The sequence below is a fragment of the Paenibacillus peoriae genome, assembly GCF_022531965.1.
Lineage (GTDB): Bacteria > Bacillota > Bacilli > Paenibacillales > Paenibacillaceae > Paenibacillus > Paenibacillus polymyxa_D.
Map to the genome: position 1 here is coordinate 783,358 of NZ_CP092831.1, position 25,997 is coordinate 809,354.

Consider the following 25,997-nt stretch of genomic DNA (forward strand, 5'->3'; position numbering starts at 1 on the left):
TTTAATTCTCTTGTTAGCTATAGTACACTGAATATGCAAGATCAGATCAAGTTCGGAGAAATGAGATGATACGGTTGGAACAGAAAATTAAGGTATTGGCTATATCGGGTAGCCTTCGTCAAAAGTCCTCCAATACAGCACTTATGAAGGCTACTATGGGGCTGGCTTCTGAAAATATGATGTTCACAGTCTATGATGGGTTGGAAGATCTCCCGCATTTTAACCCTGACTTGGATGTAGATGAGGGGCCAGCTTCCGTAAGAGGGCTACGGGAACAATTGAAACAAGTGGATGGAGTGCTGATCTGTACACCGGAATATGGAAATGGGGTACCGGGTGCTTTGAAAAATGCCTTGGATTGGCTTGTATCTTCAGGTGAATTTGTAAATAAACCAACAGCGGTCATTAGCGCGTCACCGTCTCCTATGGGCGGCCATCTGGCGCATGCCTCGCTGCTGCTCACATTGCAAATGATCAACGCAGAGATTGTGGAGAATGGAAAGGTCATTATTCCGCATATCACATTAAAGCTGAACTCAGAAGGCATCATTACAAACGCTGAAACTAGACAGGAAATGGAGGCATTACTTCAAGGGCTTGAGCAAGCATGCAGAGGACAGGTATAGGAAAATCCAAAGCAGATCCTTCATCATAGAAGGATCTGCTTATTTGAATGGCCACCTACTACATATTCAACGGCAGGAATTCACCAGTTATCTAATATTAGTTGTGTCCAGCAAACGCTCATAGACCTTTAATCGGGCATACACCGTTTCAAGTATCGGATATGACATATTACGATTAGCCAATGCCAGAAGTGTTCCGCTCATGCTGGCAACAAATATATACTTTTGCCAAATTTCACGCTGAATGTCATGGCTGTGTGTAACCGTGAAACCTGCTAGCACTTTTTCAGCTGTAAGAAAAAATCATTTCGGCCACGACCTTTTTGATACCCGCAGCATTACGGGTAAACGTACCTAAAAGCGATACTCATATCGCTACTTCGGAAGCATAAGCTCTAATAAGACGCCGTCAGACGTTTCTTCTTATTGCAGACCCAAGCATTAATGCGGCGCGAGAGCAAGATAATAGCGCATATCCTTATTCTCACAAGTTATCTTAAGATAAAAAGAACTGGTATCTAATTATAGGGAGATGAGGGAACGGAAATGATTAATGTAACGAAACTACTTACCGGTATGAAGGGAGAAGGCGATGACCTTCGTTATACCATTAAGCCGGGCCACAAACCTCATGGCGTTTCTGCGGGCAGAGGGCCTGTCGTCGTATGGAATTCGACACGGGCTTGCAACTTAACCTGTAAACATTGTTATGCGAATGCCTGTCCTGCCCATGATCCCGATGAAATGTCGACGGAGGAAGCTAAGGTATTTATTGATAATCTGGCCGCCTTCCAGGTGCCGGTACTGCTTTTTTCCGGTGGAGAGCCTCTGATCCGCAAAGATATTTATGAGCTGATTTCTTATGCGTCAAGCAAAGGGCTTCGGCCGGTAGTATCGACCAATGGCACATTGATTACCATGGACAGAGCGAAGATGCTAAAAGAAGCAGGGGTTAAATATGTCGGTGTAAGCCTGGATGGGCTGGAAGAGCGCCATGATGAATTTCGCGGGCGAAAAGGAGCCTTTAAGCAGGCGCTTCAGGGTATCCGAAACTGCTTGGTCATCGGCCAGAAGGTAGGGGTCCGGTTCACGATCAGCAGACATACATATGAAGACTTGGATGGTGTCCTTGATTTGATCGAGCGGGAAAATATTCCTCGGGCCTGCTTCTACCATCTCGTCTATTCCGGCCGCGGGAGCGCCCTGCAGCAAGAGGATGTTACCCATGAACAATCCCGGCATGCTCTTGACCGGATTATGGCTAAAACGGTGGACCTGCATGGCAAAGGCAAACCGGTGGAATTGCTCACCGTTGATAACCATGCGGATGGCGTTTACTTATACCAGCGGATGATGGAGCGCGACCCGGAGCGCGCAGCTGAACTGCTTGGCTTGCTTCAGAGAAACGGCGGCAACCGTTCCGGAATAGCCATCGGCTGCGTGGATTGGCACGGCAACGTCTATCCCGATCAGTTCACGAGAGATATCGAAATCGGTAATATCCGCAAGCAGAAATTCAGCGAGATTTGGCGTGATGCCGCTCATCCGCTAATGGTCGGCCTGCGCGACCGTAAACCGCTGCTAAAGGGACGCTGCAGAGAATGCAATTGGCTGGATATCTGTAACGGGAATTTCCGGGCCCGGGCTTCGGTAAGCGGTGATTTCTGGGCGGAGGACCCATCCTGTTATTTAAGTGACCGTGAAATTGGAATCGTATAACACTGGAAAGGAAGGCTGAATACGCATGCTCGTTTCCTGGAATGTGACCAAGAAATGCAATTTATACTGCGAACACTGCTATCGCGACTCGGGGCCGACATCGTCTGTAGAAGACCAGCTAACCACGGAGGAAGGCATCCGGCTCATTGATCAGATCAAGCAGGCTGGATTCAAGCTTCTCATATTCAGCGGCGGCGAGCCCTTGATCCGTGAAGATCTCTGCGAATTGATCGCGTATGCCTCGTCTATCGGCCTTCGTCCCGCACTTGGCAGCAACGGCACGCTTCTGACCGCCGCCAAAGCTGCGGAGCTGAAAAAAGCAGGGCTGGGGGGCATTGCGATCAGCATAGACAGCGCCACGCCTGAGTATCACAACCGGTTCAGGAATGCGCCAGAAGGCTGGCAGCAAGCATTGGAGGGCATTCGTTATGCCCGGGAAGCCGGGCTGAGAGTGCAGATTAACATGACGCTGACCGAGGGAAATATGGATGACTTCGTGCAGGTTGCCCAGCTTGCCGAGGAGCTTCATGTGTCCTCTCTGCACCCATTCTTTCTCGTCCCGACCGGACGGGCCGTCCATATCGAAGAAGACGGGCTGAAGCGGGAACGGTATTACTCGGTTCTGCGCAGTGTTCTGTCCAAACAGAAGTCAACATCCCTTGAAATCAAACCGACATGCGCTCCCCAGTTCATGCCGCTTGCCAAGAGCATGGGGCTGGAAATGCGGTACACGCGCGGTTGTCTGGCCGGGGTCTCCTATTGTTCTGTGCTGCCGAATGGCGAGGTGCATATTTGTCCGTACCTGCCGGTCAAGGTGGGGAATGTTCGCGAGCAGCCTTTTGATGAAATATGGCGGGATAATCCGGTGTTTCGGGATTTAAGGGACTTCAAGAAATATGAAGGAGAATGCGGCTCCTGCCCCGATGTGGGCATTTGTGGCGGCTGCCGGGCGAGATCGTACTATTACAGCGGCGGCAATTTCATGGCCGAAGAGCCGTGGTGTTACAAAAGATCGGCGGCGCTGTAAGCTGGGGAGGTGGGAATAGTGGACCTGGATTCGAACGACCGGAAGCTGCTGAATCGGCTGCAAATCGGGCTTCCTCTGGTCAGACGCCCTTGGAATGCCATTGCGGAGGAACTGGAATTACGCCAGGAAGATGTGCTTCAAAGGCTTGAAAGGCTGAAGAAAGAGGGATTCATCCGGCGGATCGGCGGGGTGTTTAATCCGGCGGGACTGGGATTTAGAGGCTGTTTGTATGCGATGGCAGTCAGGGAGGAGCTTTTTTACCAGACCGCTGCTGTCGTCAACAGGTATAGAGGCGTAACCCATAACTACCGCCGGCGCAGCAGGCTCAATATGTGGTTCACGCTGACTTCCCGGACCGAGGAAGAACGGGGGGCTATTCTTGAAACGATCCGTGAAGCGGCGGGAGGGCCGCTGCTATATGAGTTTCCCTCCGAGCAATTATTCAAACTAAAGGTCTTTCTGAATATGGAAGAAACGGCTGATGCATCAGCCATTACACCCAGCCCGAACTTGAATGGAGTCGCAACCTCCAAACAGGAACCATGCAAAATAGAAATAACGGATGTGCAGCTGATCCGCGAACTGCAGGGAGATCTTCCGTTGTCAACTGAACCGTATACCGAGATTGCCAATAAGACAGGTTGCAGCTTGGAAGAGGTGTTTCTGCGCTTGCAGGCACTGCAGGCAGGAGGAGCACTCAAACGAATCGGAGCCGTTCTAAAGCATAGGGAAGCGGGATTTTCAGCAAATGGCCTGTTCATCTGCGTACTTCCTGAGGAGCATATACCTGAGGCAGGAAAAAGGCTGGCCGATTATTCGGAAGTCAGCCACTGCTACAAGCGCCGGACGCACCCCGATTGGCCGTATAATTTATACGCCATGATTCATGGACCCGATGAAGCGTCTGTTCGGAAAGTTGCGGAGCAATTTGTTCGGCGGGAAGACATCAAGGATTACGATATTCTGTTCAGCACGGAAGAATTGAAGAAAACGAGCTTTTCGATCTAAAGCGCTTCTTATATTCACACGGATGCCGTCTCTTCAAGGACAGCGTCCGTTTTTCGTGTTGACAGGTTAACGCTCTTTGACTATATTGAGTTTATTCGTAATGCTTACAATTTTACATAGATCGGAAGTACCGAGCGTGCAGTCTGAAAGCATCGGCAAAGGCCCCGCTAATCTTAATGAACTGACCCCTAGATCCTGTGCAATTTGTGGCAGTAATCCAGCAGGCAGGCTTTCTGTAAGAATGCAGATGAATCCCGCCATGGCTAAAGCCAGCAACCCGACCCACGGGAGACGTTTGGAAGACGACACATTTGCACCGCCTTTTCTTATAAGAGCAGTGTTTGAGTTCACGAAAAAAATCTCCTTTATTTATTTTTTGCCGCTTAAAAAAGCTTTCGCTTCCGTATAAGCTTATATAAATAAAACACTTTTTTACATGGATGATTAAAGGGGGATGAAGTGAATTAAGAGGAAAATAGGCGCTACCTTATTGCGCCTAACAGTAGTCATTATTATTTTTCGCGAACCAGTTATCCTGTCCCATATAGAGCCAATCCGAACAGTGTGTGCGACGGTATCCGTAGTGGTTCACCTTTAGCACAGTTCCCCTAAATGTAGCACGGACTTAGTGTATATGTAGCGTATGAAGGTGATATAATAGGGCGCAAATAGGTAGGTTCGTAGAACAAATAACTCGGAACAGAGGAGAGAAGGCTGGTGTTTGAGCAAATTGTAGCATATGGTTTGAGCCAAAAAGAGGCCGTTAAGGATTACCCGTTTGGTGCTGATCCCCTGGTACTCAAAGTAGGGGGCAAGATGTTTGCTCTCCTGACTGAAAAGGATGGTATTAGCCATGTATCCTTGAAATGTGATCCAGTCATTGCGGTAAATTTGCGTGAACAAAACAAGGCGATTAAGCCAGGCTATCATTTAAATAAAAAGCATTGGAATACGATTGAGGTTGATGCTACCTTCCCACTGGAGGATTTGTACAGCATGATCGACCATTCGTATGAGCTGGTCTTCAAGAGCTTAACCAAAGCGCAACGTGAAGCGATTACGATGAGAATACGGGCAACGGATCTGTAAAGGGCTGAGTGAAGCCCTTTTTTTGTATCCAAAAATACTTATAGTTTTACTTGACAGAAATCACAAATAGATATATTCTTAATTTAAAGATAATTCATTTGAAAATAATATCAAGGAGTGGAACTTAACATGAGCGAACTGGTGAATATTATTCAAGAGAGAAGATCAGCTTCTAAATTTATTCCTGATGTTACTATAGATGCAAAAGAACTAGAAGAAATATTTCAGTTGGTGAAGTTTGCTCCATCGGCTTTTAATTTACAGCATGCGCGTTATATCGTAGTGCAGGATGCGGATACCAAACAAAGACTGCATGATGAGGCAAGTAAGCAGTATAAAATATTAACGGCTTCGGCGACCATTGTAGTGTTGGGGGATACAGAAGCTTATACCAAGGTAGCTGACCTCAACGAAGGATTCCTGAATTTAGGTGTCCTGAGCAAGCAGGAATATGATAGTACAGTGGAATCGGTAACTCAGTTTTATCGCGAGCGGGGACCTGTCTTCCAGAGAGAAGAAGCGATCCGTAATGCCAGCCTGTCGGCTATGCAATTTATGCTGATTGCCAAGGACAAAGGCTGGGATACTTGCCCGATGATCGGTTTTGATCCGGCGAAGGTGCAGGAAGTATTGAATATTCCAGAGCAATTTGTGCCGGTGATGATGATTACCTTGGGTAAAGAGGACGAATCGGGTCAGCGGGCACGGGGATACCGCAAGCCGGTTGGACAATTTGTCAGCTACAATGGATTTTGAAATTTGTAAATCATTTGTGTAAATAAATCAACATGTTAATGAAGGAGTGATAAAGATGTCATTGAAAACCGCTGGAATTCACCATATCACGTCCTTTGCAGGCGACCCGCAGGGCAACGTTGATTTTTACGCAGGCGTACTTGGTCTGCGATTGATTAAAAAGACGATCAACTTTGATGCTCCAGAAGTATACCATTTGTACTTTGGTAATGAAGAGGGCAGCCCGGGAACAATCATTACTTTTTTTCCAGCTCCGGGTACACGCAAGGGTAAGATTGGAGGCGGACAGGTTGGGATTACGACGTATGTCGTGCCATCCGGTGCTTTGGAATACTGGGAAAACCGTCTGCACAGCTTGAAGGTATCTTTCACGAAGGCTAATCGTTTTGGCGAGTCATTCATCCAGTTCCGAGACAACGAGGGCTTACATCTGGAGTTGGTGGAGCGGGAAGGTGGCCCGTTGAACAAGTGGACAGCCGGGGGTGTGCCTACGGATAAAGCGATCAAGGGCTTTGGCGGGGCGGTACTGTACAGTGCGGATTCCAAACATACGCAAGGGGTGTTGGAGAACGTCCTGGGGATGACTCTCATCGGAGAAGACGCAAATGCAGGCTACATCCGCTATCAGACGACAGGTGATCTGGGCAACCTGATCGATATTCCGGTCAAAGATGTCCCGTGGGGGAATGGCGGTGCCGGTACGGTTCACCATATTGCCTGGCGCGCGCAGGATGATACGGAGCATCAAGCGTGGAACGAATGGGTTCACCAGCAGGGTTTTGGGACTAGTGGCATTGTAGATCGCCAATACTTCAATGCCGTATACTTCCGCGAGCAAGGCGGTATTCTATTCGAGATCGCAACCGATCCGCCCGGATTTACGGTGGATGAGGAATTGAATGAGTTGGGGCACAAGCTGATGCTGCCTGAATGGTATGAGCCTCAGCGCACCCAGATTGAGTCTAACCTGGTTCCCATTGAACCTAGAGTATTAAAACAGGATTAATCTGCTCGATCCAAACAATCATATTAGAAGCAAAAAGGTCCAATACGGGAAGATTTCTACCGTGATTGGACCTTTTTGTGCATGTGGAATTAGCTAGATCATGAGCAGTTCGCGAATCTCCAGCTCGGTCAGTGCCGAAAGGGTTTCTTGCCCCGGCTGAATGACCTGGTCGATCATGTTTTTCTTTTTTTGTTGCAGTTCATACATTTTATCCTCTACTGTGCCTTGGGCGACGAGACGAATAACCTGCACGACTTTTTTCTGGCCCATTCGGTGTGCACGGTTGGTAGCCTGCTCCTCTACAGCGGGATTCCACCATAGATCATACAGTATGACTGTATCTGCGCCGGTGAGGTTCAGGCCAGTACCTCCTGCCTTTAGGGAAATCAAGAACAGCTCGCGTTCTCCTTCGTTGAAGCGATTGCACAGTTCGACTCGTTCCAGAGCGGGAGTCTGCCCATCCAGGTAAAAGTAGGACACTCCTTCTCGAGCAAGCTCGCGTCCGATCATTTGAAGCATCGTGGTGAACTGTGAAAAAATGAGCATCCGTTTCCCGGAGCTGAGACATTCCGTAATGATCTCCAACAGCTGTTCAAATTTGGCGGAGCTTCCCGTATATCCTTCGATGAACAAGCCAGGATGACAGCAGAGCTGACGAAGCCGGGTTAGACCTGCGAGAATTTTAATCCGATTTTTCTGAAATCCTTCCTCGTTGAGATGCTTTAACGTTTCATGCTGGAGCTTGGCCAGATAGGCCGTATACAGCTTTTTCTGATCTGGCAGAAGCCGGGATACCTGCACGGATTCGATTTTTTCCGGCAGCTCCTTGAGGACATCACTCTTGAGACGGCGCAGCAAAAAAGGACGAACCCGCTTGGCAATCACATTTCGAGGCAGGTTGTGAAACGCTCTTTTCCCGCCGGGAAATAACGCAGGAAATACAACGTCAAAGATGGACCACAGCTCTTCCAACGTATTTTCTACTGGCGTTCCTGTCAGGGCAAAACGGTAACGAGCTTTTACATCCTTAACAGCCTGTGCCGTCTGGGTGGCATGATTTTTGAAAGCCTGTGCCTCGTCCAGAATGAGCGTATGAAACGATGGCTTGCTGTACACATCTGCATCGCGTCGTAGCAGCGGGTAGGACGTAATGACGACGTCATAACTGGCGGCATCCCGTATGATCCGGCCGCGTTCTTCCGGGCTGCCATCTGCGATAGTAACGCGGATATGTGGAGCAAACTTCTCCAGCTCATTCCGCCAGTTGTACACCAGTGATGCAGGGGACACGATCATGGCTGGAAGCTGCTGGCTGCGGATTTCCGGCAATACTGAGACGAGAAAGGCGATACTTTGCAGCGTTTTACCCAGCCCCATATCATCTGCCAAAATGCCCCCAAAACGGTAATGCGCCAATGTCTTAAGCCATTGAAAGCCGTAAACCTGATAATCTCTTAAGATTGGGGCAAGCATGTCTGGAACTGGAAAGTCGAGATGGTCTGGGTTGCGTATATTTTCCAGTAGCTGGCGAAAGGTTTTACCCAAAGTCAGGTTTTTCCCATGATCGTGAGGATCAATTAAGTACAGTCCTTGCGTGACGGGAACACGAATTTGGGCTGCATCCAGATCACTTTTGCGGATACCTGTTTCATTCATGAACCGAATCAATTCCTTGTATTCCTCTGTTTCCAGCGGCAGCAAGGCACCATTCGGCAGACGGTGATATTTCTGTTTTTCCTCTAACGATTTGAGCAGTTTGCGAATTTCCGGTTCCGGTATGCCCTCCATATCAAATTTAAATTCAAGCCAATCTGTACGTTCATCCCACTCCGCGCGTATCCTTGGGGTAGGCAGAGTATTGTTTATTTTTGCTTTGACTGCACCTGTAGCATAGACGTCCAGCAGCTTTTCCAGTTGCGGAACCGTATGGTACAAAAAATCATACTCTGCATCTTCATCTTCCATAAAATATCCGCTGTCTGTTCTGGCAAAGGAGCTATGCTCCATCAGCTCCAAAATCCGTTGCTCCTGTTCTCCATCACGTATCAGAATTCGGTCGTTACCAGGCGTTCGTGCATCTGTTTCCAGCGGGTTGATGATGATATCCCCATATTGGAACTCCAGCCCTGCCAGCAGCTTGTCTCTTACTCGGTCCAGATACAGCTTGGCCTTCAATGGCTGCTGTGTGACCCGATCTGAGACGGAACGTGTTATATGAACACGTCCGAGCTTCATTAACCCGGGTACAACCTTGTCCATAAAAGATTCCATCTGCTCTGGCGCGATCTGAACTTTTCGCCTGTGGTGTACTTCTACCATCCGTTTTAGCTCGGACAAACGCCGTAAGGGGTCGGCTTTCTGTTTGACAAGCTTGCCATCGGCAATGACGACACCATAGTCTTCCATGATGGTCAAGTCATCCAATCCTTGTATGCTTAGCTGGTAGCCTTCGGTTTCGGCCTCAACCTCATCAAATTCAAATTGCAGCGGAAGCATCAGGTCGGACTGGGGAATACCCTCGTTCATGTTTCCGTGAATTTCAAAGTAGACGCCCTGTGCTGCTGTCAGCAAGGGGAGCAGCTTTTCCCAAGCCGCAGGCGGGATGAGGAGCATTCGTTCACCGCTCATATGACTACCTGAAGATGAATACGTACCTGAGGTTTCCCGAATCATACGCTCATGGTGGCACACCTGGGATAATTGCTGGAGAATAGCGTCATGTTCAGGTCGGAAGCGGTACAGCTCAGGCTCGTACGAGAAGCTTTTCGTGAACATGTAGCTATCCCCACGGTCAATACTATCCAGAAACGGACGAATTTTCTGGACGATATATAATCGTTTGGGACCAGCCTTCATTTCTACACCAAACATATATTTTTGGTAACCGTAGGCAAAAGGTCGGATCACGAACTGAAAATCCAAGACCGCACGAGTATCCAGCAGGGTAGGCGTGCTGCGAAGCGGTCGCTTGCGTTCAAATAGTTTTAACATACTGTCGGTCAGCTGGAGATCGCCTTGTGTGATGTCAGAGGATCGTGCTGTTCTAGCAGTGTGATCATATGAAGCATCTGTAGATGTGTACATCCCGTCTGAATCTAGGCTTCCTGCTGTATCTGGGGCAGTACCGGGATGAAGTCTGGAGGCATAGGAGCGCACAGACAGACTCTTTCCACGGCGTATATCATGGGCGTTAAGGAGAACAGCTGCGATATGTTTACAATATCGACCGGTGTTCTGAAATGTGCTACAGGTGCATTCTGCTCGGATACTTCCATTGGATCGGATCATCGCCGCAACAGCATAAAAGCTGCTTCCTTTGACCGTAGCTTCGTATACACCTTCATCATGATCTATTTGTGTAAAGGCCACTCTTTTGGCCCGGTAATAGGCATCCCCGTCGTCATAAGCGGCTTGACTGCATAGTTGTCTGATGGCTCGTCGGGTAAGTTCAAAACTCATGGTTCGTAATCCTTTCCTGGGTTATTCCGTTTTCTTACATGATAACAGAACAGACAGGAGGATGGACATGTGGGGAATGTAATTGAAAAATATGGATGATATTATACGAGAAATAAAACTTATCAGCTAAGAACGGAAGGTTTCCACACCGATTTGATACCGTAGACTTAACCCTATCCCATGTCTTATGGCGTATTGATTGTCTTTGGAAACAAAAGGTACAATTTATAAAAGGGATTTTGTGGATATAAAATGGATGTTACGCATATGAAAGGGATGATTAGGATCAGTCACCGATATCTAAAAGGAATGATGGTGTTGATAGCCCTTATTTTAATACTGGGAGGATGCCACAAGGTGAATAAAGACGAAGATGCTGAACTGATCAGTAAGGCGAAAGCTACGGCTGTTCAATATTTGAAGGAAAAATACGAACTAGACGTTGAAATCACATATGCAAAAAAATTTCCTCCTTATGTAACAAACAAGGTAGATATAAGTGGCAATGTAATAGGTCATGCAGAAGAGGATTTTACGATTTCTGTAAACTATGAAAATCAGGAAACTTCGAATTTTGCTATAAGTCCCGAGCTAAAAAAGGTGCTTATTGAAAATGGGACTTATCCAGGCTTTCAAGATAAAAAGAAAAATCACTAGATCAGAGGAGTGTAAATAGTATGAGTTCACTTCAAGTAAGTGACGAAACTTATAAAATAATGTCTGAAATGGCCTATAAAAAAATGAAAAAAGGTGCTGAACCATCAGAAGAACTCCCCGGCTGGAAAGTGTTAGACACGCTCGATCGCGAGGATTCGGGACTTGCCGCTGTCACATTTTACAACGAAGAAACGGAACAGGCCGTTATCGCCTACCGTGGGACGGAAACGGATGATCCACAGGATCTGTATAACGATGTGACTCTTGCACTTCCTGAAATTAACCGCAAAATTCACGGTAGTTTGAATATTCATTCAGATGAATATAATGAAAAAATGAAAAAAATGGACGACGCTTTAGGGTTCACGGCGTTTAACAACTGGATGGGAGAGAAAGAAAAAAGCGTAGATAAGGCTTTGTTCGGCAGCTCGAACCAGTTCTATCAGGCAGAGGACTATGCGAAGGATATACAAAACAAGTACAAAAACTACAACTTCTCGCTAACTGGACATTCGCTGGGAGGAGGGAATGCACAATATGTAGCTGCTTATACAGGGTTAAATGCGGTTACATTCTGTGCGCCTTCGGTCATTTCCAGTCTGACACCGGAGTACAGAGAGAAAGCAGAAAATGGTGAGTTTGACCATCAAATTACGAATTTTCTGCATCCCAGTGATATGATAGCTAGCTTTATTGGGGGAGGGTACGATCTTCACGTAGGAGCTTCCTACCATATTGACAATAATTATCAAACAGCTAATGAAGGCTTAGGACTAAAAGAGAGAGTGGACAACACGTTGGGTGGGCCTTCCTATCACTCACTCAATCATTATAAGTTTGATAAGAATGGCTATGTATCCAACCCGCTATATGATCCTGTAACAGGCGAACGAATCGCGGAATCTCCGCGTATTCCATCTGACTTTAACCTAATGGAAACGGTGGACGGCTGGATACAGCAATTAGGACAGACCTTAACTCAATTCCAAAAGGCAGCGCTGGTAACGGCGGCAACATCTGCTTCAGCAGGTACGATTCAAGTCATGCCGGAGCATCTACTCGCTGTAGCTGAAAAATGGAAGGCGAATGCACAACAATGTGATGCAGATTTCCAACGTGTCAGAGCCAGGCTTTCACGCTATTTGCACAGTAGTCAGAGTCGGCGGTTGCAGCCGATTGTAACACAGCTTGACTCCTCCATGATGGAATTTAGTCAGTGGCATTTACGGACGACTAATGAATTTCTTTACAATCTCGAGTACAAAATAGAGCAGTTTATCCAGGCAGATATTAGCTAATAACGCTAATAACAAGGTACTAACGATATAGAAAAATGAATACATAGGAGGTGGCCAGTAATTTGAACGGACAATTACGGGTCGAACTGGAAGAGCTATTGCTTGCCGAAAAGGAGCTGACCTGGCTACTCGCCAAACTTCGCACAGATGAACAAGCGGCACGTGTATTATATGGGCGTCTGCATGAATGGACTGGGCATTCGGCCAATGCTATCAGAGACCAAATTGAAGCTTTTTTTGTCGGGTTAACGAACAGAATTCATACTTTAGAGCAACAAAAGGCAGAGTTAATTCAGTATGTTGAATTGATGAAACGTACAGACGCTGTACAGTAATGAAGGTAGAGAAGTTTTTACAAGCTGCACATAGCAGGATACAATGGAAGTGTTAGAGAAAGGAGACGGATACTTTTGCAAAATGAAGAGAAAAAGACCGATTCCAAATCCGGCTCATCCAAATGGTACCTTGGTAGTGCAGCAGCATTGCTTCTTCTGAAAGGCAAGTCGTTACTTGCCCTTTTAAAATTCAGTAAATTTGGCGGTGCGCTGATATCTATGGCGATAACGATTAGCACATATGCGATCATTTACCCGTGGGGATTTGCGGTCGGCTTCGTGTTGCTGTTGTTTGTACATGAGCTGGGACATGTATTGGCCGCCAAGCGCAAGGGGCTTCCCGTATCAGCACCATTATTTATTCCTTTTCTCGGTGCGCTGATCACCATGAAACGTCAACCTTTGGATGCGCAGACAGAGGCTTATGTGGCCATGGGCGGCCCGTTACTGGGGACGATTGGGGCTATGGCAGTATACGCAGGAGCCTATGCAACAGACAGTCCCCTGTTGTATGCGCTCTCGTATGTCGGCTTTTTCCTGAACCTGATCAACCTGCTGCCGATTCATCCGCTCGACGGAGGACGGATTTCCACGGCAGTGACGCGTTGGCTGTGGCTGGTGGGTCTATTGGGTGGAATTGTAGTCGTAGTATATTTAAAATCCTTTTTATTTTTCTTGATATGGGCGTTCTTTGCCTACGATTTGTACAAAAAATATGTTAAACGCAATAAAGAAGAGGCTAAGGTCCAATCCTTTTTGCAAAAGCCACTGGTGAACGTACAGCATCTGTATGAACAAGGATATCCGCTGCCTGGACCGGAGCACACGCGCAGATTATCTTTTAATACCTACTCGGATTTAGAGGGGCAGCAATATGTGACGGTGTATATGGAAAGTCTGGATGTGGAGCAGACACTTCTGCTGCCACAGCAGTGTCTTGTCCAGGATGTATGGCTGAACGGTGTGGAACATATACCGACGCCGGATGCGTACCAGCTCAGATTGCTGTGTGGGATTGATTATATTCCGTTTGAAAATGATAAGTATTACGAAGTACCCGCATCATCGCGCTGGAAATTCGGCATCGGTTACTTGGCTTTGGCCGTATTCCTGATGGGGATGATGTATGTGGTGCACCAGCATATAGGGGATATTAGGCTGTGATCCGAATGATGAGAGCTTGGTGAAGATTTTAGATCATTAAGGCAACGGTACAGCTTGTAGAAAATAGAGACAAAAGAGCGCGACAGCCGCAATATTCGGTGTCACGCTCTTTTTTTGGGTTGAATAACACGGTGGAGCCTTTGCTATCCGTCCTTATATCTTAATCCTTTGTTCATTAGTAATCGGTTTTAACGTTTGGCGGTATTTAAGTGGGCTGGTGCCTGTCCAGCGCTTGAACTGTCTGCTGAAATGAGCCAGACTGGAGTATCCGAGCAGGGAAGCTACCTTGTTGAGTGGTAGATTGGGCTGCTGGATCAACACCTTAGCTTCATGCAACTTGGTTTCCGATAGATAGTGACGTGGTGAATAGCCGTATACCTTGCGGAACACTTCCTGGGCATAGCCAGGACTGATCCCGAGAGAAGCCGCCACATCTTCAAGTCGGAACGCTTGCTCGCCAGATTCATCTTCCCGATAAGGCTTAAACCTCGATTGAATAGCTTCCATGATGGCCTTGGCATATTGAACGGATGAAGGCGCAATTCTGGGCTCCAAACTGGTAGATATCATTTGCGAGAATATCCCGAATAGCTCAAATAAGGCAATCTGCATGCGAAAACGGTCTGCTGTCGTATATTCTCCGCTTTTCCGCACCATGCCAATCCAGCTATGGACAACCTTTTGCAGCTTGGCATTCGTTTCAGTACCCGCCGGAAAAAAGAGCTGATTGCTTTTAATCATTTCCTGACGGAATAATGGATCATCGACATTAAAATGAGAGCTAAAATAGTACATGCCGTTTGGGGAAACACACTGACTCACATGTTTAAAACCCGGCGGAATGATTAAAATATCACCTTCTCCAACCGAATATACGTTATTTTCCATAATCGTTTCCTGACGACCTTCTAAAATGAGTGCAATTTCAAAACCGATATGAGATTCCTCCGGCATGCACCAATCCGCTTGGACCCGGTGAATATGGGCGCCAAAAAATTTCACATTCCAGTCAATAATGGGCAGCCATTGGCAATCATGAAATAGAGATGGATCAACATCAGGATTTAATATCATCAGATCACCTTCGATTAGGGTAAATTTTACACCGCTTAGACAATCTCATTGTATCTAACATTTAACTATAATAAAAGAGCGCTTACAAATGCTATTGTATAAGCTTTTATATAAAAGAAAGTGCTTATATATAGACATTTTGAAAGTGATGCGGATTATGTTGACATATCTGTTTCAATTATCAGTACTCTATTTGTACTAGCCCGTATATGGAATGCACTTAGTGCTCCGATCTTCGGAGTGGCTGGAATCGAATTTTGCAAAATCCTGATGAACCTAATTGGAGGACGACTTGATGAAAAAGCTACTGTACGGTGTTGCCTATTATGATGAATATATGCCATATGACCGTTTGGACCAGGATATCCAAATGATGAAGGATGCGGGCATCAACGTGGTGCGGATTGCGGAATCCACCTGGAGTACGCATGAACCGCAAAATGGCGTGTTTGATTTTACTTCTGTGGATCGGGTGCTGGACGCCATGCATAAGGCGGGCATTGAAGCCATTGTGGGGACGCCCACCTATGCCGTACCCACGTGGCTGGTGAAGGAGCATCCTGATGTATTGGCGACAACGCCTCAAGGGCCGGGCAAATATGGTGCTCGCCAGATTATGGACATTACGAATCCGGTTTACCTGTTTCATGCCGAGCGAATCATACGCAAGCTGATCGGACGGGTGAGTCAGCATCCGGCGGTCATTGGCTTTCAGACGGATAATGAGACCAAGCATTACAACACGAGTGGGCCTAATGTGCAATTGCAATTTGTAAAGTATCTGCGAGAGCGGTTCGAATCGCTGGAGGAGCTAAACCGCAAATTTGGTCTGGACTATTGGAGTAATCGCATCAATAGCTGGGGGGACTTTCCTTCAGTGGTCGGAACGATTAATGGAAGTTTGGGCGCAGCCTTTTCCCAATTCCAGCGCAAGCTGGTGACGGACTTTCTGGCATGGCAGGTCGCGCTGGTGAAGGAATATAAGCGGGAGGACCAATTTATTACGCAAAACTTTGATTTTGAATGGAGAGGTCATTCCTTTGGTGTTCAGCCAGACGTGGATCACTTTGCGGCATCGCAAGCCTTTGATGTGACTGGGGTGGATATTTACCATCCATCACAGGATGACCTGACTGGTATTGAAATTTCCTTCGGTGGCGATGTGGCACGTTCGACGAAAAATAACAACTATCTAGTGCTAGAAACGGAAGCGCAGGCTTTTACCCACTGGGTTCCCTATCCGGGGCAATTGCGTCTGCAAGCGTTCAGCCATCTGGCTTCAGGGGCCAATATGGTGGCATACTGGCACTGGCATTCCATCCATAATTCCTTCGAAACCTACTGGAAGGGTCTGCTGAGCCATGATTTTGAGCCGAATCCAGTGTATGAGGAAGCACAGACCATAGGGAAGGATTTTGCAAGATTGTCTCCGCATTTGGTCAACTTGAAAAAAAAAAATAAAACGGCGATTCTGGTCAGCAACGAAGCATTGACGTCAATTGACTGGTTTAAATTTAATATGAGTAGTCCGTTGAATTACAATGACATCGTACGTCGTTTGTATGACGAGTTGTATAAACTGAATATCGGGACAGATATTGTTCATCCAGGTACAGAATCGTTTGACGACTATGATCTCTTGATCGTCCCGGTTCTCTATTCTGCCCCAGATGCACTACTGGAGAAGCTGAACCGATATGTGGAAAAAGGTGGTCATGTAGTATACACATTCCGAAGCGGATTTACCAACGAGCATGTGCAGGTGAGAACGTCCCGACAGCCGGGCGTGATTAGCGAAGCCTGCGGCATTCATTACAGCTTGTTCGTGGAGCCGAAGAAAGTGACGCTTAAGAATAATCCTTTTGGGGTGGCACCAGAGGACAATCAGGTAGATACGTGGATGGAGCTGATTACCCCGACGACCGCCGAAGTATTGGCCTATTACGATCACCCGCATTGGGGCAAATATGCAGCAATTACGCAAAACCGCTATGGTCAGGGAACAGCGACCTATATCGGCTGTATCGTCAGCCCGGCGGTCATCCGCGAACTATTCAGCTCTGTAGCCAAAAAGGCAGGAGTATGGGGACTGGATCAGGAAACGTCTTATCCGATCATTGTTAAATCCGGCACGAATGAGCTAGGACGGACAATCCGGTACTATTTTAACTATTCTGAACAAGCAGGCTCGGTGGTCTATCCGCATGGAGACGGCAAGGAGCTGATTGGGGAGCATGCGGTTACCCAAGGAGAAACGCTTCCATTAGAGCCTTGGGGTGTTATAATTATCGAAGAAGCGTAAATGATGAATAATGAGCTGAAACCAACTTACGAATAATATCATATAGGTTTTCCCCGGGAGTATCCGGTACATGAAGCGCCCCTGCGAATTGCGGGGCGTTTTCGCATATGGCTGAAAGAGGAGTGCATCGCTATGCCAACCCGAGCAGTTCGCTGGTTCCGGGCGCTGACGGCCCCGTATCGACGTAGCATTCAGCTCAAGCTGATCTTGACGATGGTTGTTTTGTCTGTGCTGCCGGTCATTGCTGTCACGGTGCTGGCTGCGGAGAAAAGCAGAGCTTCCATGGAAACGGAAGTGGTAGAGACGAACATGTCCAATATGAAATGGACGGGGATCTATATCAGCGATCAGCTAGATCGTCTGAATCATCTGATTTACAGCATTCAGATCAGTCCTGATCTGAGCGATTATTTGAATGAGCGCGAGCCTGACAATCTTTCAAGCCAATTTAATGCCCAGCGAAAAATGCTGAATACGATGGCGAATGTGTATTATTCGGCCGGAAGTCATGTGATCGGCATCCAGCTTTATTCGAAGCAATCGCAAACCTTGTTTACCTTCAATAGCATGCAAAATGAAATTACGACGGTGAGCGGTATTCCCCCACAGTATGCCGAGATGTGGCAAGCGAATAAGGATTATTTGATTCGCCCAAGCTCTACTGACCCGGAACGCTTTACTCTGACGCGCAGTATTCGGCGTTTTGAAGACCAAAAGCAGACGGGAGCTATTTCTTTGGATGTATTGTGGTCTCAATTCGATCAGACGCTGGGCCTGCTGGGACGAGGGGATCAGCATCAAGTGTTGATTACAGATGCAGATGGCAGGGTTATGTATCCAGCACAGGCTCTTCAGTCGCCTCCTCCTGCAGGAGTGCTGACAGCTCTGCGTGACGTTAAGCCGGGCCCCGGGATGATTCAAACTGCTGAACATTATGTGTTCTATAATGATCTGGATGTAGTTGGGCTGAAGCTGGTCAAAATCGTACCCACTTCCTCCATTAACCACAGCGCCTTTTCAACGATGCTGTATGGTATCATCGTCGGCGTGATTTCAATCCTGGTTTCCATCTGCATTGCCGTTTTCATCGCATGGCGGACTGCACGTCCGATTGTTCATTTGGCACGTTCCGTACAGGAGCTGGATATGATCAAAGGACCGGTTGGACAGCCAAGTACACGTCCGGATGAGATAGGACTGCTGGAAAGAAGTCTGCATGGGATGGCAGGCCGAATCCGCGAGCATATCCAGACGGAATACAGTATCAATTTGCAAAAAAAGACGGCTGAATTGAAAGCGCTCCAGGCACAGATTCATCCACATTTTCTGCAAAATACACTGCAAATGATCGGGAGTATGGTATTTTCTCAAAAGCCGGAGGACACCTATGAAGTTATTCGGTCGCTGAGTGAGATGTTCCGTTACGTGGTACGGGAGCCTCAGGATTTGGCCTCTTTACGCGCAGAGCTCGACCATGTAGGGCATTATATGCGCATCCAACAACGTCGATTTCCACAAAGATTAGTGTTTCAGGTGGAGACGGAAGAACAGGCGATGGATATTCGTCTGCCTAAGCTATCGCTTCAGCCATTGTTAGAAAACGCGTTTCAGCACGGTCTTGACCGTAAGGCAGGGGCATGGCGAATGGGAATTCGAGTGGAGATTATGAGAGAAGATGTGTGTATTACGGTTTGCGATAATGGAAACGGCATGACCCCGGACAAGCTGGAAAAGGTACGGGCAAAGCTGGAAAACGCGTCGGAGGAACCGATCTGGGCGCAGGGTAGTCATATCGGATTGAGCAATGTGTCTTCACGCATACGGATGAATTTTGGAGTGCACTACGGAGTGATGATAGATAGTGAGCAGGGTGTTGGTACACGTGTTACCATCCGCATTCCATTCATCTCAGCAGAGGAGGGAAAAGTATGATCAGAGTATTAATTGTGGACGATGAGCCGTGGAATCGCGATATTCTGAAGACATTTGGCACATGGGAAAAACTCGGAATGTTGGTAGTGGGTGAGGCTGAGGACGGAGACGAGGCGTTCAGACTAGTCGGGGAGTTAGCTCCCCATATTGTGATTACGGATATGCACATGCCGGGTGCGGACGGAGTGGAGCTGCTGCAAGCGCTAAATAACCATTGTCCTGATGTAAAAATCATTGTCGTGAGCGGATATGATGACTTTGCGTATGCCAAACATGCCATCCGTTACAAGGCCGTCGATTATTTGTTAAAGCCAGTCAATCCTGCCGAGCTGAATGCAGTGTTGCTCAAATGCAAAAACGATCTGGAGGTCAAGGCTGCTGAACAGCAGCAAGAAGCGACGGAGCTGGATTATGAGTTTTTTCACAAGCTGACCCGGTATAAGCAACTGCTGCGTCTTTATTTTAATGAGTTGAACTGTGACGGGGTGAACCTAACCTGCAGACAGGTTATGCAGGAGCTGGAGAGTTATGGAGCGCCGAGTCCACCTATGCTAGGCAGGCTAGTGCAGGAGCTTCTTTCCCTGCTGAAAGAGCTGGCAGCGGATAACGGGCTGGATACTTCTACGGCAAAGGCAGGATCTCTACTGTCGCAGGATGCCGTATCCTCTGTAGAACATGCGTTGGAATTCGTATCGTCGTGCTATGTTCAGGAACTGGATCAGCTCATTCGGCAGCGGAAATACAAAAACAAGCTGAATTTAGAAGAGGTACGGCGATATATCGACAGTCACTTTGCTGGGCCGATTACACTGGAGCAGTTGGCGAAAAACTTTTTTGTGAGCAAGGAGTATATGAGCAAGGTATTTAAGCAGGAGTATGGTCAAAATGTAACGGACTATATTGTAGCGCGAAGAATGGAAAAGGCGCGAGAATGGCTGGTCAATAAACAGGTTTCAATTAAAGCAGTTGCGGAGATGGCAGGATATGAGGATGTGTCTTATTTCTATCGGGTATTTAAAAAGCATTTTGGCATGGCACCCGGTGAAATGAGGAAGGAAGTTTAAAAAAGTCCAATCCAATAAGCTAAGGGTGTCCAATGGCAGAAGTGACCTCCCATTCTATAATGAAAGCGTATACAAAAGGGGCGATACAAAGGAATTTGGCCTTTATGAAGTTCGCACAGAGCCGAATAGAGGTTGAAGACCGGCGGCATAGCTGCTTTGAATAACAACTGATTTGCCGGTGGGTAGCAGTTATTTTCAAAATAGGGGAGGTCATTTTTTATGAAAATGTGGAAAGGTGTATTGAGCACAATGCTGGTTGGCACGTTATTGGCCGGGTGTGGAGCGAATTCTTCAGGCAGTGACAGCAGCGGTTCCGGTGGAGACGGCAAAACGGTGAATCTCAAAATGTTTATTGCTCAGCCCCGTTTGAAGGAGCACTACGATAAATACATTAATGCGTTCGTAGCGAAAGAGAAGAAAGATAAAAATATCGACGTTACGGTTCAACTGGAGATGCCGCCTGCGGATAACGCTGCACAAATTTTGAAGACAAGACTCGCATCCAACGATGCGCCGGACGTATTTGCATTGCACGCGGTGAATGAAATCCCTCCGTTTTATAAAGCGGGCTATTTGGAGGATTTGTCCGGTCTGCCTTTTGTTAACAAATTGATGGATAGTGTGAAGCCTTCGGTAACAACCAAAGACGGAAAGGTCGTAGCGGTTCCTTTGGAGACGATCTCATGGGGCTACTTGTACAATAAAAAGATATTTAAGGATTTGGATTTGCAGCCGCCGGGAACGTTGACCGAAATGAAGGCAGTGGTCGAGAAACTGAAAGCGAATAATGTGAAACCGTTCCTGTTGTCCTACAAGGAATCCTGGATTCCACAGCTGTTCGTGCCGCTGACAGCGGGTGCGATGATGAACACACAGAATAAGGATTTTATCGACCGGATGAATCAGGATAAAGGCTCTTTTTCCGAAATGAAAAGCATGTTCGATATTATTGATCTGGTGAATAGTAACGGTACGGACAAGGCGCTGGAAATCGGTGGGGATGATGGATCGGCTGCGTTTGCCTCGGGTAAAGCGGCGATGTGGATTCAGGGACCGTGGTTTGCAGAAACGATTTTAAAATCGGATCCGAAGATGGATTTTGGGGTAGCTCCGCTGCCGATCAATGACGATCCGAATGCGACATTGATCAATTTGTCCACTTCGACTTCGCTGGCTGTATCCTCTACAAGCAAGAATAAGGAGGTTGCGCTCGATTTTGTTAACTATGTGCTGGATGACAAGGATTCCAGTGCGTTCTATGAAGCATTGAAATTTAACCCGATCTCCAAAGTGCATACGTTTAAAAGCTATCCTTGGGTTAATGACGCTACCGAATACGTAAAAGCAGGCAAGTCGTACCAAGATCCATCGATCCCGCAAGCGGTCAAGGACGAGGCAGGCAAATCGCTACAATCCTATTATGCGGGTCAGCTCTCGCAGGATGATGTCATTAAGGCGCTGGATAAGGCATGGAAATCGTATAACAAAGTGAACAAGTAACGGTAACCTACAGAATTACACCAGGAGGGAGAGACTCCATGCCTTTTAAAATCTATAAAAAATACGTCATGCTACTGGCGTTTACAGCCCCGGCGCTGATCTTTTATGCCATCTTCCTGCTCATTCCAACGATCAGCGGCATGTACTACAGCTTTACAGACTGGAACGGATTGAATCCCAATTACAGCTTTATCGGCTTGGGGAACTTTGTGGAATCGTTGAAAGAAGACCCCGATTTTCTCAATTCCCTTTGGTTTACCCTTAAATACGTATTCGTCATGATTGTGCTGCAAAATGTACTGGCGCTGGCACTGGCAGTGTTGATTGAGTCGCGTACACGTACCAAAGGATTTTTCCGGACGATATTTTTTATGCCCAATATGATCAGTACCATTATTAGCGCATTTATGTGGACATTCGTTTTTTCCTCCGTGCTGCCACAGATCGCCGAAAAGACGGCTATCGCCTTTTTGGGCCAATCGTGGCTGGGCGATCCGAAAGTATCTTTCTTCGCTATTATTATCGTGTCGCTCTGGAATGGTGTCGGTTATATGATGATCATCTATCTGGCTGCGCTTCAAGGTGTACCACAAAGCTTGAAGGAAGCTGCGATTATTGACGGGGCGAACGCATTTCAGACATTGCGAAGTGTGACGATGCCGATGATTACTCATGCGATTACGATCTGTTTCTTCCTGACGCTGAATGGTGCCTTCAAGGTGTATGAGGTCGTATACGGACTGACTGGCGGGGGGCCGGGGCGCAGTACACAGGTGATTACAATGAACATTTATGAGGAGGCGTTCTCCAACAACTTCCGTTATGGTTATGCGAGTGCCAAATCTGTTATTTTGTTCGCGATTGTTCTCATTTTCACCCTGATTCAACTGCGTGTCATGAAGAAGAGGGAGGTGGAGGCATGAGGTTGAAGAAAGCCAATTCCTTGCTGATTACGCTGATTTTGTGCGTGGGCGCAGTCGTGTCCTTCTTCCCGATCTACATGGCGGTAATTAATTCGTTTAAAACACAGGGTGAGATGTTTGCATCCTTTACAGCGCTGCCGACAAAGCTTCATTTTGAAAATTACAGTCAGGCTTTTCATCAGACTCATTTGCTAAACAGCGCTCTGAATTCCACGATTATTTCTTTTATCGGCATTGGTGGCATTGTGATCTGTTCGGCGCTGGCAGGCTACAAGCTGTCTCGTACACAGGGGAAACTGAGCAGTGCGATTTTCTTCCTATTTGTCGCATCGATGCTGGTGCCGTTTCACTCCATTATGATACCGCTTACACGAATGGCAAAAGATTTGTCCGTTCAGGGCAGTACGTACGGCTTGGCCCTGATCTATATCGGCTTGGGTGTGAATATGGCGATCTTTTTGTATCATGGATTTGTCAAATCCATCCCGCGTGAGCTGGAAGAATCCGCACAAATGGACGGTTGTAATGAGTTTCAGACGTTCTTTCGCATTATATTTCCTTTGCTGCTGCCGATTACAGTTACTATCGCGATTTTGGATTTCTTGTGGATTTGGAATGACTTTTTACTTCCATTGTTGATGTTGACGGATGTGAACCATTACACCCTGATTCTCTCGACCAATATGCTGTTTGGAGAGTACAACAAGGAATGGTCGCTTATTCTGGCCGCACTCGTGCTGACCTCCATCCCGGTTATCCTGATCTATGCATTCTTTCAGAAATTCATTATGGAAGGAATCGCGGAGGGAGCGGTTAAGGGATAAGGTGGAAAGCCTTCCTATCAATAAGGAAGGCTTTTTCTCTGATTCAGCTTTTTTCGCGCCAACGTTTCAATAAAAAGATAGGAAGGGTTACAAACAAAATTGCAAAGGCTACAATGATCCACCACTGAGGGTCAATGATATACAACACGACTCCGATCAGCAGAACTGTTGTTATTATGGAAATTCTCACTTTCAACATTGTTCTCTTACTCACCCTAGCTTCTAATTTTGGCAGCGTTATGAGGGTGATTGCAGTTAACGCAGCAAAAAATGTTGAGGTAAATGAATTATAGATAATATCAGCTCCTTAATCTAATTACCCACCCAGGAATGTTCGGAATTAATGTGATAAAACAGAAACCCTCCGCTGAGAAAGGCTTTTGTTTTGGAACGACGCACATCCAACGTTACTTCGAGAAAATACTTATAATAAAAAATAAAAGCGAAATGATGATCAAAGTTAGATATATACTAGAAACCCGTTTTCCGATTGTAGCTCCAAACTCTTTAGGATTTTTATATCCAATGATTAAACTGGGAATAAAAAAAATACTGGATAGATAAATGGTGTAGTGAAACCTAGTATTATCGACAGGATTGGACCATGCGGACAATCCAAAAAAGGAAAGCAACTGGTCTCCCAATATGTAATCGCCAAATTCAAAAGAAACAGCCATGCCAAGAAGAGATAACAGCAGTGAAAGTGATCCCCAGCCTACTTTTTTTCTGTTTTTTCTCAACAATTCAAAGATAATTAGTAAAATTGCAATTGCTTGTATGCTGTATGTCAACATGATTGAAAACATAAAGTACCTCCTTGAACATCAGAATCAAATGATAAGATGTCAATTTCGGAAATAAGTGTACCATTTTATGGTATGTTTTCATATGATTTTCAATACAGCGATCGTAGATCAAATGGAACGCGAAGCGGCCTTAGCCATACAATATTTCATCTGAATGTAAAAGGAGATGATCATGTTGGCTACCTTCTCGGCCGCGCTTCAAGTGAAAAAGCGGATGGCCAAGCGAGTCTTAAAAATGTCCGGTGTCCACGGCATTGGCGTAGGATACAGGGACCCTGCCCATCCCAAAAGGGGAGCCGCTGTCATTGTGTACACGGACCGTTTAGCGTCGGCCTCTACTGGACTCCTGTCGGCCACCGCATTAGGAAAGAAAACAAACGTTCCAGTCCGAATTGTAAAGACTGGAAAGATCAGAGCCAATGCTACGGACTACAGAGTGCGCATACGCCCGGTCATCGCCGGCTACAGTGTCGGGACGATTGAAGGCTCCGGTACAACCGGACTCATCGTTGCCCCAACTGGAGCGCCGGCTACACGTTATCTTTTTAGCAACAACCATGTCCTCAATCCCTCCAATACAGACAATCGGGAGGCTACAATTCAGCCAGGCGGAGCCGATGGGGGGACGGTTGCTCAGGATCGTATAGGACGGCTATATCGTTACGTGCGCTTGAATCCTACCGGAACGAACCTGATTGATGGGGCGCTTTCGCTTCCGACCCGTAACAACCTGCTCAATCCGCGTTATGCCACAGTAGGAGCGATTCCGGGTCATGTGACCGCTTATCGCATAGGGGATAGGTTGAAGAAGGTAGGGCGTACGACCGGGCGGGTCAATGGCACGGTAGAGTCCGTCTATACGGACCTGCAAATCAATTATGGTGGAGAGTTGGGCTTACTGACCTTCGAAGATCAGACGGTTATTAGAGGTACGACTCCTGTATCACTACCCGGGGATTCTGGCTCTGTATGGCTCAGACAGTCTGATAATTATGCAGCTGCGGTTAATTATGCAGGCACGGCAGATGGTCGCTTATCCATAGCCTTTCCAGTGCAGTGGGCCATGCAGGTATTCAACACACGGGTAGCCCGCCCCAACGGGGCAGGCAGGGTGCTGAGGGTAGATACAGGATCTTCCCCTCGCTCTTATACTAGGCAGCTCACCAGTGAGGAACTGGCTCGCTTAAGACCAAGAACGACACGCATTAGACGGAGCTAAACGCCCTCCCGATGGAAAAATTGCCGCTGATCGTCCCGGTAAGGCGTCAATTTAAATGCTTTCCATAGGGCGGCTCACTTCGGAAGCATCACCTCCCCGGATTTCACCCCTGATTACAGAATTAATATAAGAAATCCGGGGTGGAGGCAATGAGAAGCACCAGCAGAAGTAATTCACGATCCCAATCATTTACGACGCAAATGATTCAC

At 47.0% G+C, this 25,997-nt stretch carries 21 protein-coding genes and 1 pseudogene; 18 read left to right on the forward strand and 4 right to left on the reverse strand.

What is annotated here, in order from left to right; all coding sequences use genetic code 11:
* Positions 1–65: 65 nt before the first annotated feature.
* The 4 genes from MLD56_RS03530 (at position 66) to MLD56_RS03545 (ending at position 4,380) form a co-directional block, all read left to right on the forward strand.
* Positions 66–626: an NADPH-dependent FMN reductase gene (locus MLD56_RS03530; protein ID WP_029515862.1), complete on the forward strand. Its 561-nt coding sequence runs from the start codon at positions 66–68 to the stop codon at positions 624–626.
* Positions 627–1,172: 546 nt separating this feature from the next.
* A complete protein-coding gene (locus MLD56_RS03535; protein ID WP_029515861.1) occupies positions 1,173–2,345 on the forward strand; it encodes a radical SAM/SPASM domain-containing protein in 1,173 nt (390 codons plus the stop codon).
* 25 nt (positions 2,346–2,370) lie between these two features.
* Positions 2,371–3,372, forward strand: a complete 1,002-nt coding sequence (locus MLD56_RS03540) for a radical SAM/SPASM domain-containing protein (protein ID WP_029515860.1) — start codon at positions 2,371–2,373, stop codon at positions 3,370–3,372.
* A gap of 18 nt (positions 3,373–3,390) precedes the next feature.
* Positions 3,391–4,380: a siroheme decarboxylase subunit beta gene (locus tag MLD56_RS03545; protein WP_029515859.1), complete on the forward strand. Its 990-nt coding sequence runs from the start codon at positions 3,391–3,393 to the stop codon at positions 4,378–4,380.
* 147 nt (positions 4,381–4,527) lie between these two features.
* Here MLD56_RS03545 and MLD56_RS03550 read toward each other — a convergent pair.
* Positions 4,528–4,731 (reverse strand): annotated as a pseudogene (locus tag MLD56_RS03550) (MFS transporter); the annotation flags it as partial.
* Between the two features lie 366 nt (positions 4,732–5,097).
* Here MLD56_RS03550 and MLD56_RS03555 point away from each other — a divergent pair.
* The 3 genes from MLD56_RS03555 (at position 5,098) to MLD56_RS03565 (ending at position 7,231) form a co-directional block, all read left to right on the forward strand.
* Positions 5,098–5,469, forward strand: a complete 372-nt coding sequence (locus tag MLD56_RS03555; RefSeq protein WP_029515857.1) for an MmcQ/YjbR family DNA-binding protein — start codon at positions 5,098–5,100, stop codon at positions 5,467–5,469.
* A gap of 129 nt (positions 5,470–5,598) precedes the next feature.
* Complete coding sequence (locus MLD56_RS03560; RefSeq protein WP_029515856.1) at positions 5,599–6,225, forward strand: nitroreductase family protein; 627 nt, start codon at positions 5,599–5,601, stop codon at positions 6,223–6,225.
* 55 nt (positions 6,226–6,280) lie between these two features.
* Positions 6,281–7,231, forward strand: a complete 951-nt coding sequence (locus MLD56_RS03565; RefSeq protein WP_029515855.1) for a ring-cleaving dioxygenase — start codon at positions 6,281–6,283, stop codon at positions 7,229–7,231.
* A gap of 93 nt (positions 7,232–7,324) precedes the next feature.
* Here MLD56_RS03565 and MLD56_RS03570 read toward each other — a convergent pair whose 3' ends face one another.
* Positions 7,325–10,690, reverse strand: coding sequence for a DEAD/DEAH box helicase (locus tag MLD56_RS03570; protein ID WP_029515854.1), 3,366 nt, complete (start codon positions 10,688–10,690; stop codon positions 7,325–7,327).
* A 357-nt stretch (positions 10,691–11,047) separates the two neighbouring features.
* Between MLD56_RS03570 and MLD56_RS03575 the strand changes: the two genes are divergently transcribed.
* The 4 genes from MLD56_RS03575 to MLD56_RS03590 all read left to right on the forward strand — a co-directional run bounded on the left by MLD56_RS03575 (position 11,048) and on the right by MLD56_RS03590 (position 14,144).
* Positions 11,048–11,347 carry a hypothetical protein gene (locus tag MLD56_RS03575; protein ID WP_029515853.1) on the forward strand — a complete coding sequence of 100 codons (300 nt, stop codon included), beginning with the start codon at positions 11,048–11,050 and terminating at the stop codon, positions 11,345–11,347.
* Positions 11,348–11,367: 20 nt separating this feature from the next.
* Complete coding sequence (locus tag MLD56_RS03580) at positions 11,368–12,645, forward strand: Tle-like phospholipase domain-containing protein (protein ID WP_029515852.1); 1,278 nt, start codon at positions 11,368–11,370, stop codon at positions 12,643–12,645.
* A 62-nt stretch (positions 12,646–12,707) separates the two neighbouring features.
* Positions 12,708–12,980 carry a hypothetical protein gene (locus MLD56_RS03585; protein ID WP_029515851.1) on the forward strand — a complete coding sequence of 91 codons (273 nt, stop codon included), beginning with the start codon at positions 12,708–12,710 and terminating at the stop codon, positions 12,978–12,980.
* Positions 12,981–13,055: 75 nt separating this feature from the next.
* Complete coding sequence (locus MLD56_RS03590) at positions 13,056–14,144, forward strand: site-2 protease family protein (RefSeq protein ID WP_029515850.1); 1,089 nt, start codon at positions 13,056–13,058, stop codon at positions 14,142–14,144.
* Positions 14,145–14,297: 153 nt separating this feature from the next.
* Here the strand turns inward: MLD56_RS03590 and MLD56_RS03595 are convergent, their stop codons facing one another.
* Positions 14,298–15,218 carry an AraC family transcriptional regulator gene (locus MLD56_RS03595; protein WP_029515849.1) on the reverse strand — a complete coding sequence of 307 codons (921 nt, stop codon included), beginning with the start codon at positions 15,216–15,218 and terminating at the stop codon, positions 14,298–14,300.
* 295 nt (positions 15,219–15,513) lie between these two features.
* Here MLD56_RS03595 and MLD56_RS03600 point away from each other — a divergent pair, with 295 nt between their 5' ends.
* The 6 genes from MLD56_RS03600 to MLD56_RS03625 all read left to right on the forward strand — a co-directional run bounded on the left by MLD56_RS03600 (position 15,514) and on the right by MLD56_RS03625 (position 23,763).
* Positions 15,514–17,520, forward strand: coding sequence for a beta-galactosidase (locus MLD56_RS03600; protein WP_029515848.1), 2,007 nt, complete (start codon positions 15,514–15,516; stop codon positions 17,518–17,520).
* Positions 17,521–17,652: 132 nt separating this feature from the next.
* On the forward strand, positions 17,653–19,452 hold the full coding sequence (locus MLD56_RS03605; RefSeq protein WP_029515847.1) for a sensor histidine kinase: 1,800 nt from the start codon (positions 17,653–17,655) through the stop codon (positions 19,450–19,452).
* Complete coding sequence (locus MLD56_RS03610) at positions 19,449–20,516, forward strand: response regulator transcription factor (protein ID WP_029515846.1); 1,068 nt, start codon at positions 19,449–19,451, stop codon at positions 20,514–20,516. Before MLD56_RS03605 ends, MLD56_RS03610 begins: the two co-directional genes overlap by 4 nt.
* A gap of 219 nt (positions 20,517–20,735) precedes the next feature.
* Positions 20,736–22,016 (forward strand): ABC transporter substrate-binding protein, encoded by a 1,281-nt coding sequence (locus MLD56_RS03615; RefSeq protein WP_029515845.1) that lies wholly within the window; start codon positions 20,736–20,738, stop codon positions 22,014–22,016.
* A 38-nt stretch (positions 22,017–22,054) separates the two neighbouring features.
* Positions 22,055–22,939: a carbohydrate ABC transporter permease gene (locus tag MLD56_RS03620; protein WP_029515844.1), complete on the forward strand. Its 885-nt coding sequence runs from the start codon at positions 22,055–22,057 to the stop codon at positions 22,937–22,939.
* Positions 22,936–23,763, forward strand: coding sequence for a carbohydrate ABC transporter permease (locus tag MLD56_RS03625; protein ID WP_029515843.1), 828 nt, complete (start codon positions 22,936–22,938; stop codon positions 23,761–23,763). Before MLD56_RS03620 ends, MLD56_RS03625 begins: the two co-directional genes overlap by 4 nt.
* A gap of 407 nt (positions 23,764–24,170) precedes the next feature.
* Here the strand turns inward: MLD56_RS03625 and MLD56_RS03630 are convergent, their stop codons facing one another.
* Positions 24,171–24,569 (reverse strand): hypothetical protein, encoded by a 399-nt coding sequence (locus tag MLD56_RS03630; RefSeq protein ID WP_029515842.1) that lies wholly within the window; start codon positions 24,567–24,569, stop codon positions 24,171–24,173.
* A gap of 172 nt (positions 24,570–24,741) precedes the next feature.
* Here MLD56_RS03630 and MLD56_RS03635 point away from each other — a divergent pair, with 172 nt between their 5' ends.
* Positions 24,742–25,788, forward strand: a complete 1,047-nt coding sequence (locus MLD56_RS03635; RefSeq protein ID WP_029515841.1) for a hypothetical protein — start codon at positions 24,742–24,744, stop codon at positions 25,786–25,788.
* The last annotated feature ends 209 nt before the right edge of the window (positions 25,789–25,997 follow it).

Coding starts and splice junctions, on each gene's coding strand:
- MLD56_RS03530 (WP_029515862.1), top strand. CDS start 66: ATGATACGGTTGGAACAGAAAATTAAGGTATTGGCTATATCGGGTAGC.
- MLD56_RS03535 (WP_029515861.1), top strand. CDS start 1,173: ATGATTAATGTAACGAAACTACTTACCGGTATGAAGGGAGAAGGCGAT.
- MLD56_RS03540 (WP_029515860.1), top strand. CDS start 2,371: ATGCTCGTTTCCTGGAATGTGACCAAGAAATGCAATTTATACTGCGAA.
- MLD56_RS03560 (WP_029515856.1), top strand. CDS start 5,599: ATGAGCGAACTGGTGAATATTATTCAAGAGAGAAGATCAGCTTCTAAA.
- MLD56_RS03565 (WP_029515855.1), top strand. CDS start 6,281: ATGTCATTGAAAACCGCTGGAATTCACCATATCACGTCCTTTGCAGGC.
- MLD56_RS03570 (WP_029515854.1), bottom strand. CDS start 10,690: ATGAGTTTTGAACTTACCCGACGAGCCATCAGACAACTATGCAGTCAA.
- MLD56_RS03580 (WP_029515852.1), top strand. CDS start 11,368: ATGAGTTCACTTCAAGTAAGTGACGAAACTTATAAAATAATGTCTGAA.
- MLD56_RS03595 (WP_029515849.1), bottom strand. CDS start 15,218: ATGATATTAAATCCTGATGTTGATCCATCTCTATTTCATGATTGCCAA.
- MLD56_RS03600 (WP_029515848.1), top strand. CDS start 15,514: ATGAAAAAGCTACTGTACGGTGTTGCCTATTATGATGAATATATGCCA.
- MLD56_RS03605 (WP_029515847.1), top strand. CDS start 17,653: ATGCCAACCCGAGCAGTTCGCTGGTTCCGGGCGCTGACGGCCCCGTAT.
- MLD56_RS03610 (WP_029515846.1), top strand. CDS start 19,449: ATGATCAGAGTATTAATTGTGGACGATGAGCCGTGGAATCGCGATATT.
- MLD56_RS03615 (WP_029515845.1), top strand. CDS start 20,736: ATGAAAATGTGGAAAGGTGTATTGAGCACAATGCTGGTTGGCACGTTA.
- MLD56_RS03620 (WP_029515844.1), top strand. CDS start 22,055: ATGCCTTTTAAAATCTATAAAAAATACGTCATGCTACTGGCGTTTACA.
- MLD56_RS03625 (WP_029515843.1), top strand. CDS start 22,936: ATGAGGTTGAAGAAAGCCAATTCCTTGCTGATTACGCTGATTTTGTGC.
- MLD56_RS03630 (WP_029515842.1), bottom strand. CDS start 24,569: ATGTTTTCAATCATGTTGACATACAGCATACAAGCAATTGCAATTTTA.
- MLD56_RS03635 (WP_029515841.1), top strand. CDS start 24,742: ATGTTGGCTACCTTCTCGGCCGCGCTTCAAGTGAAAAAGCGGATGGCC.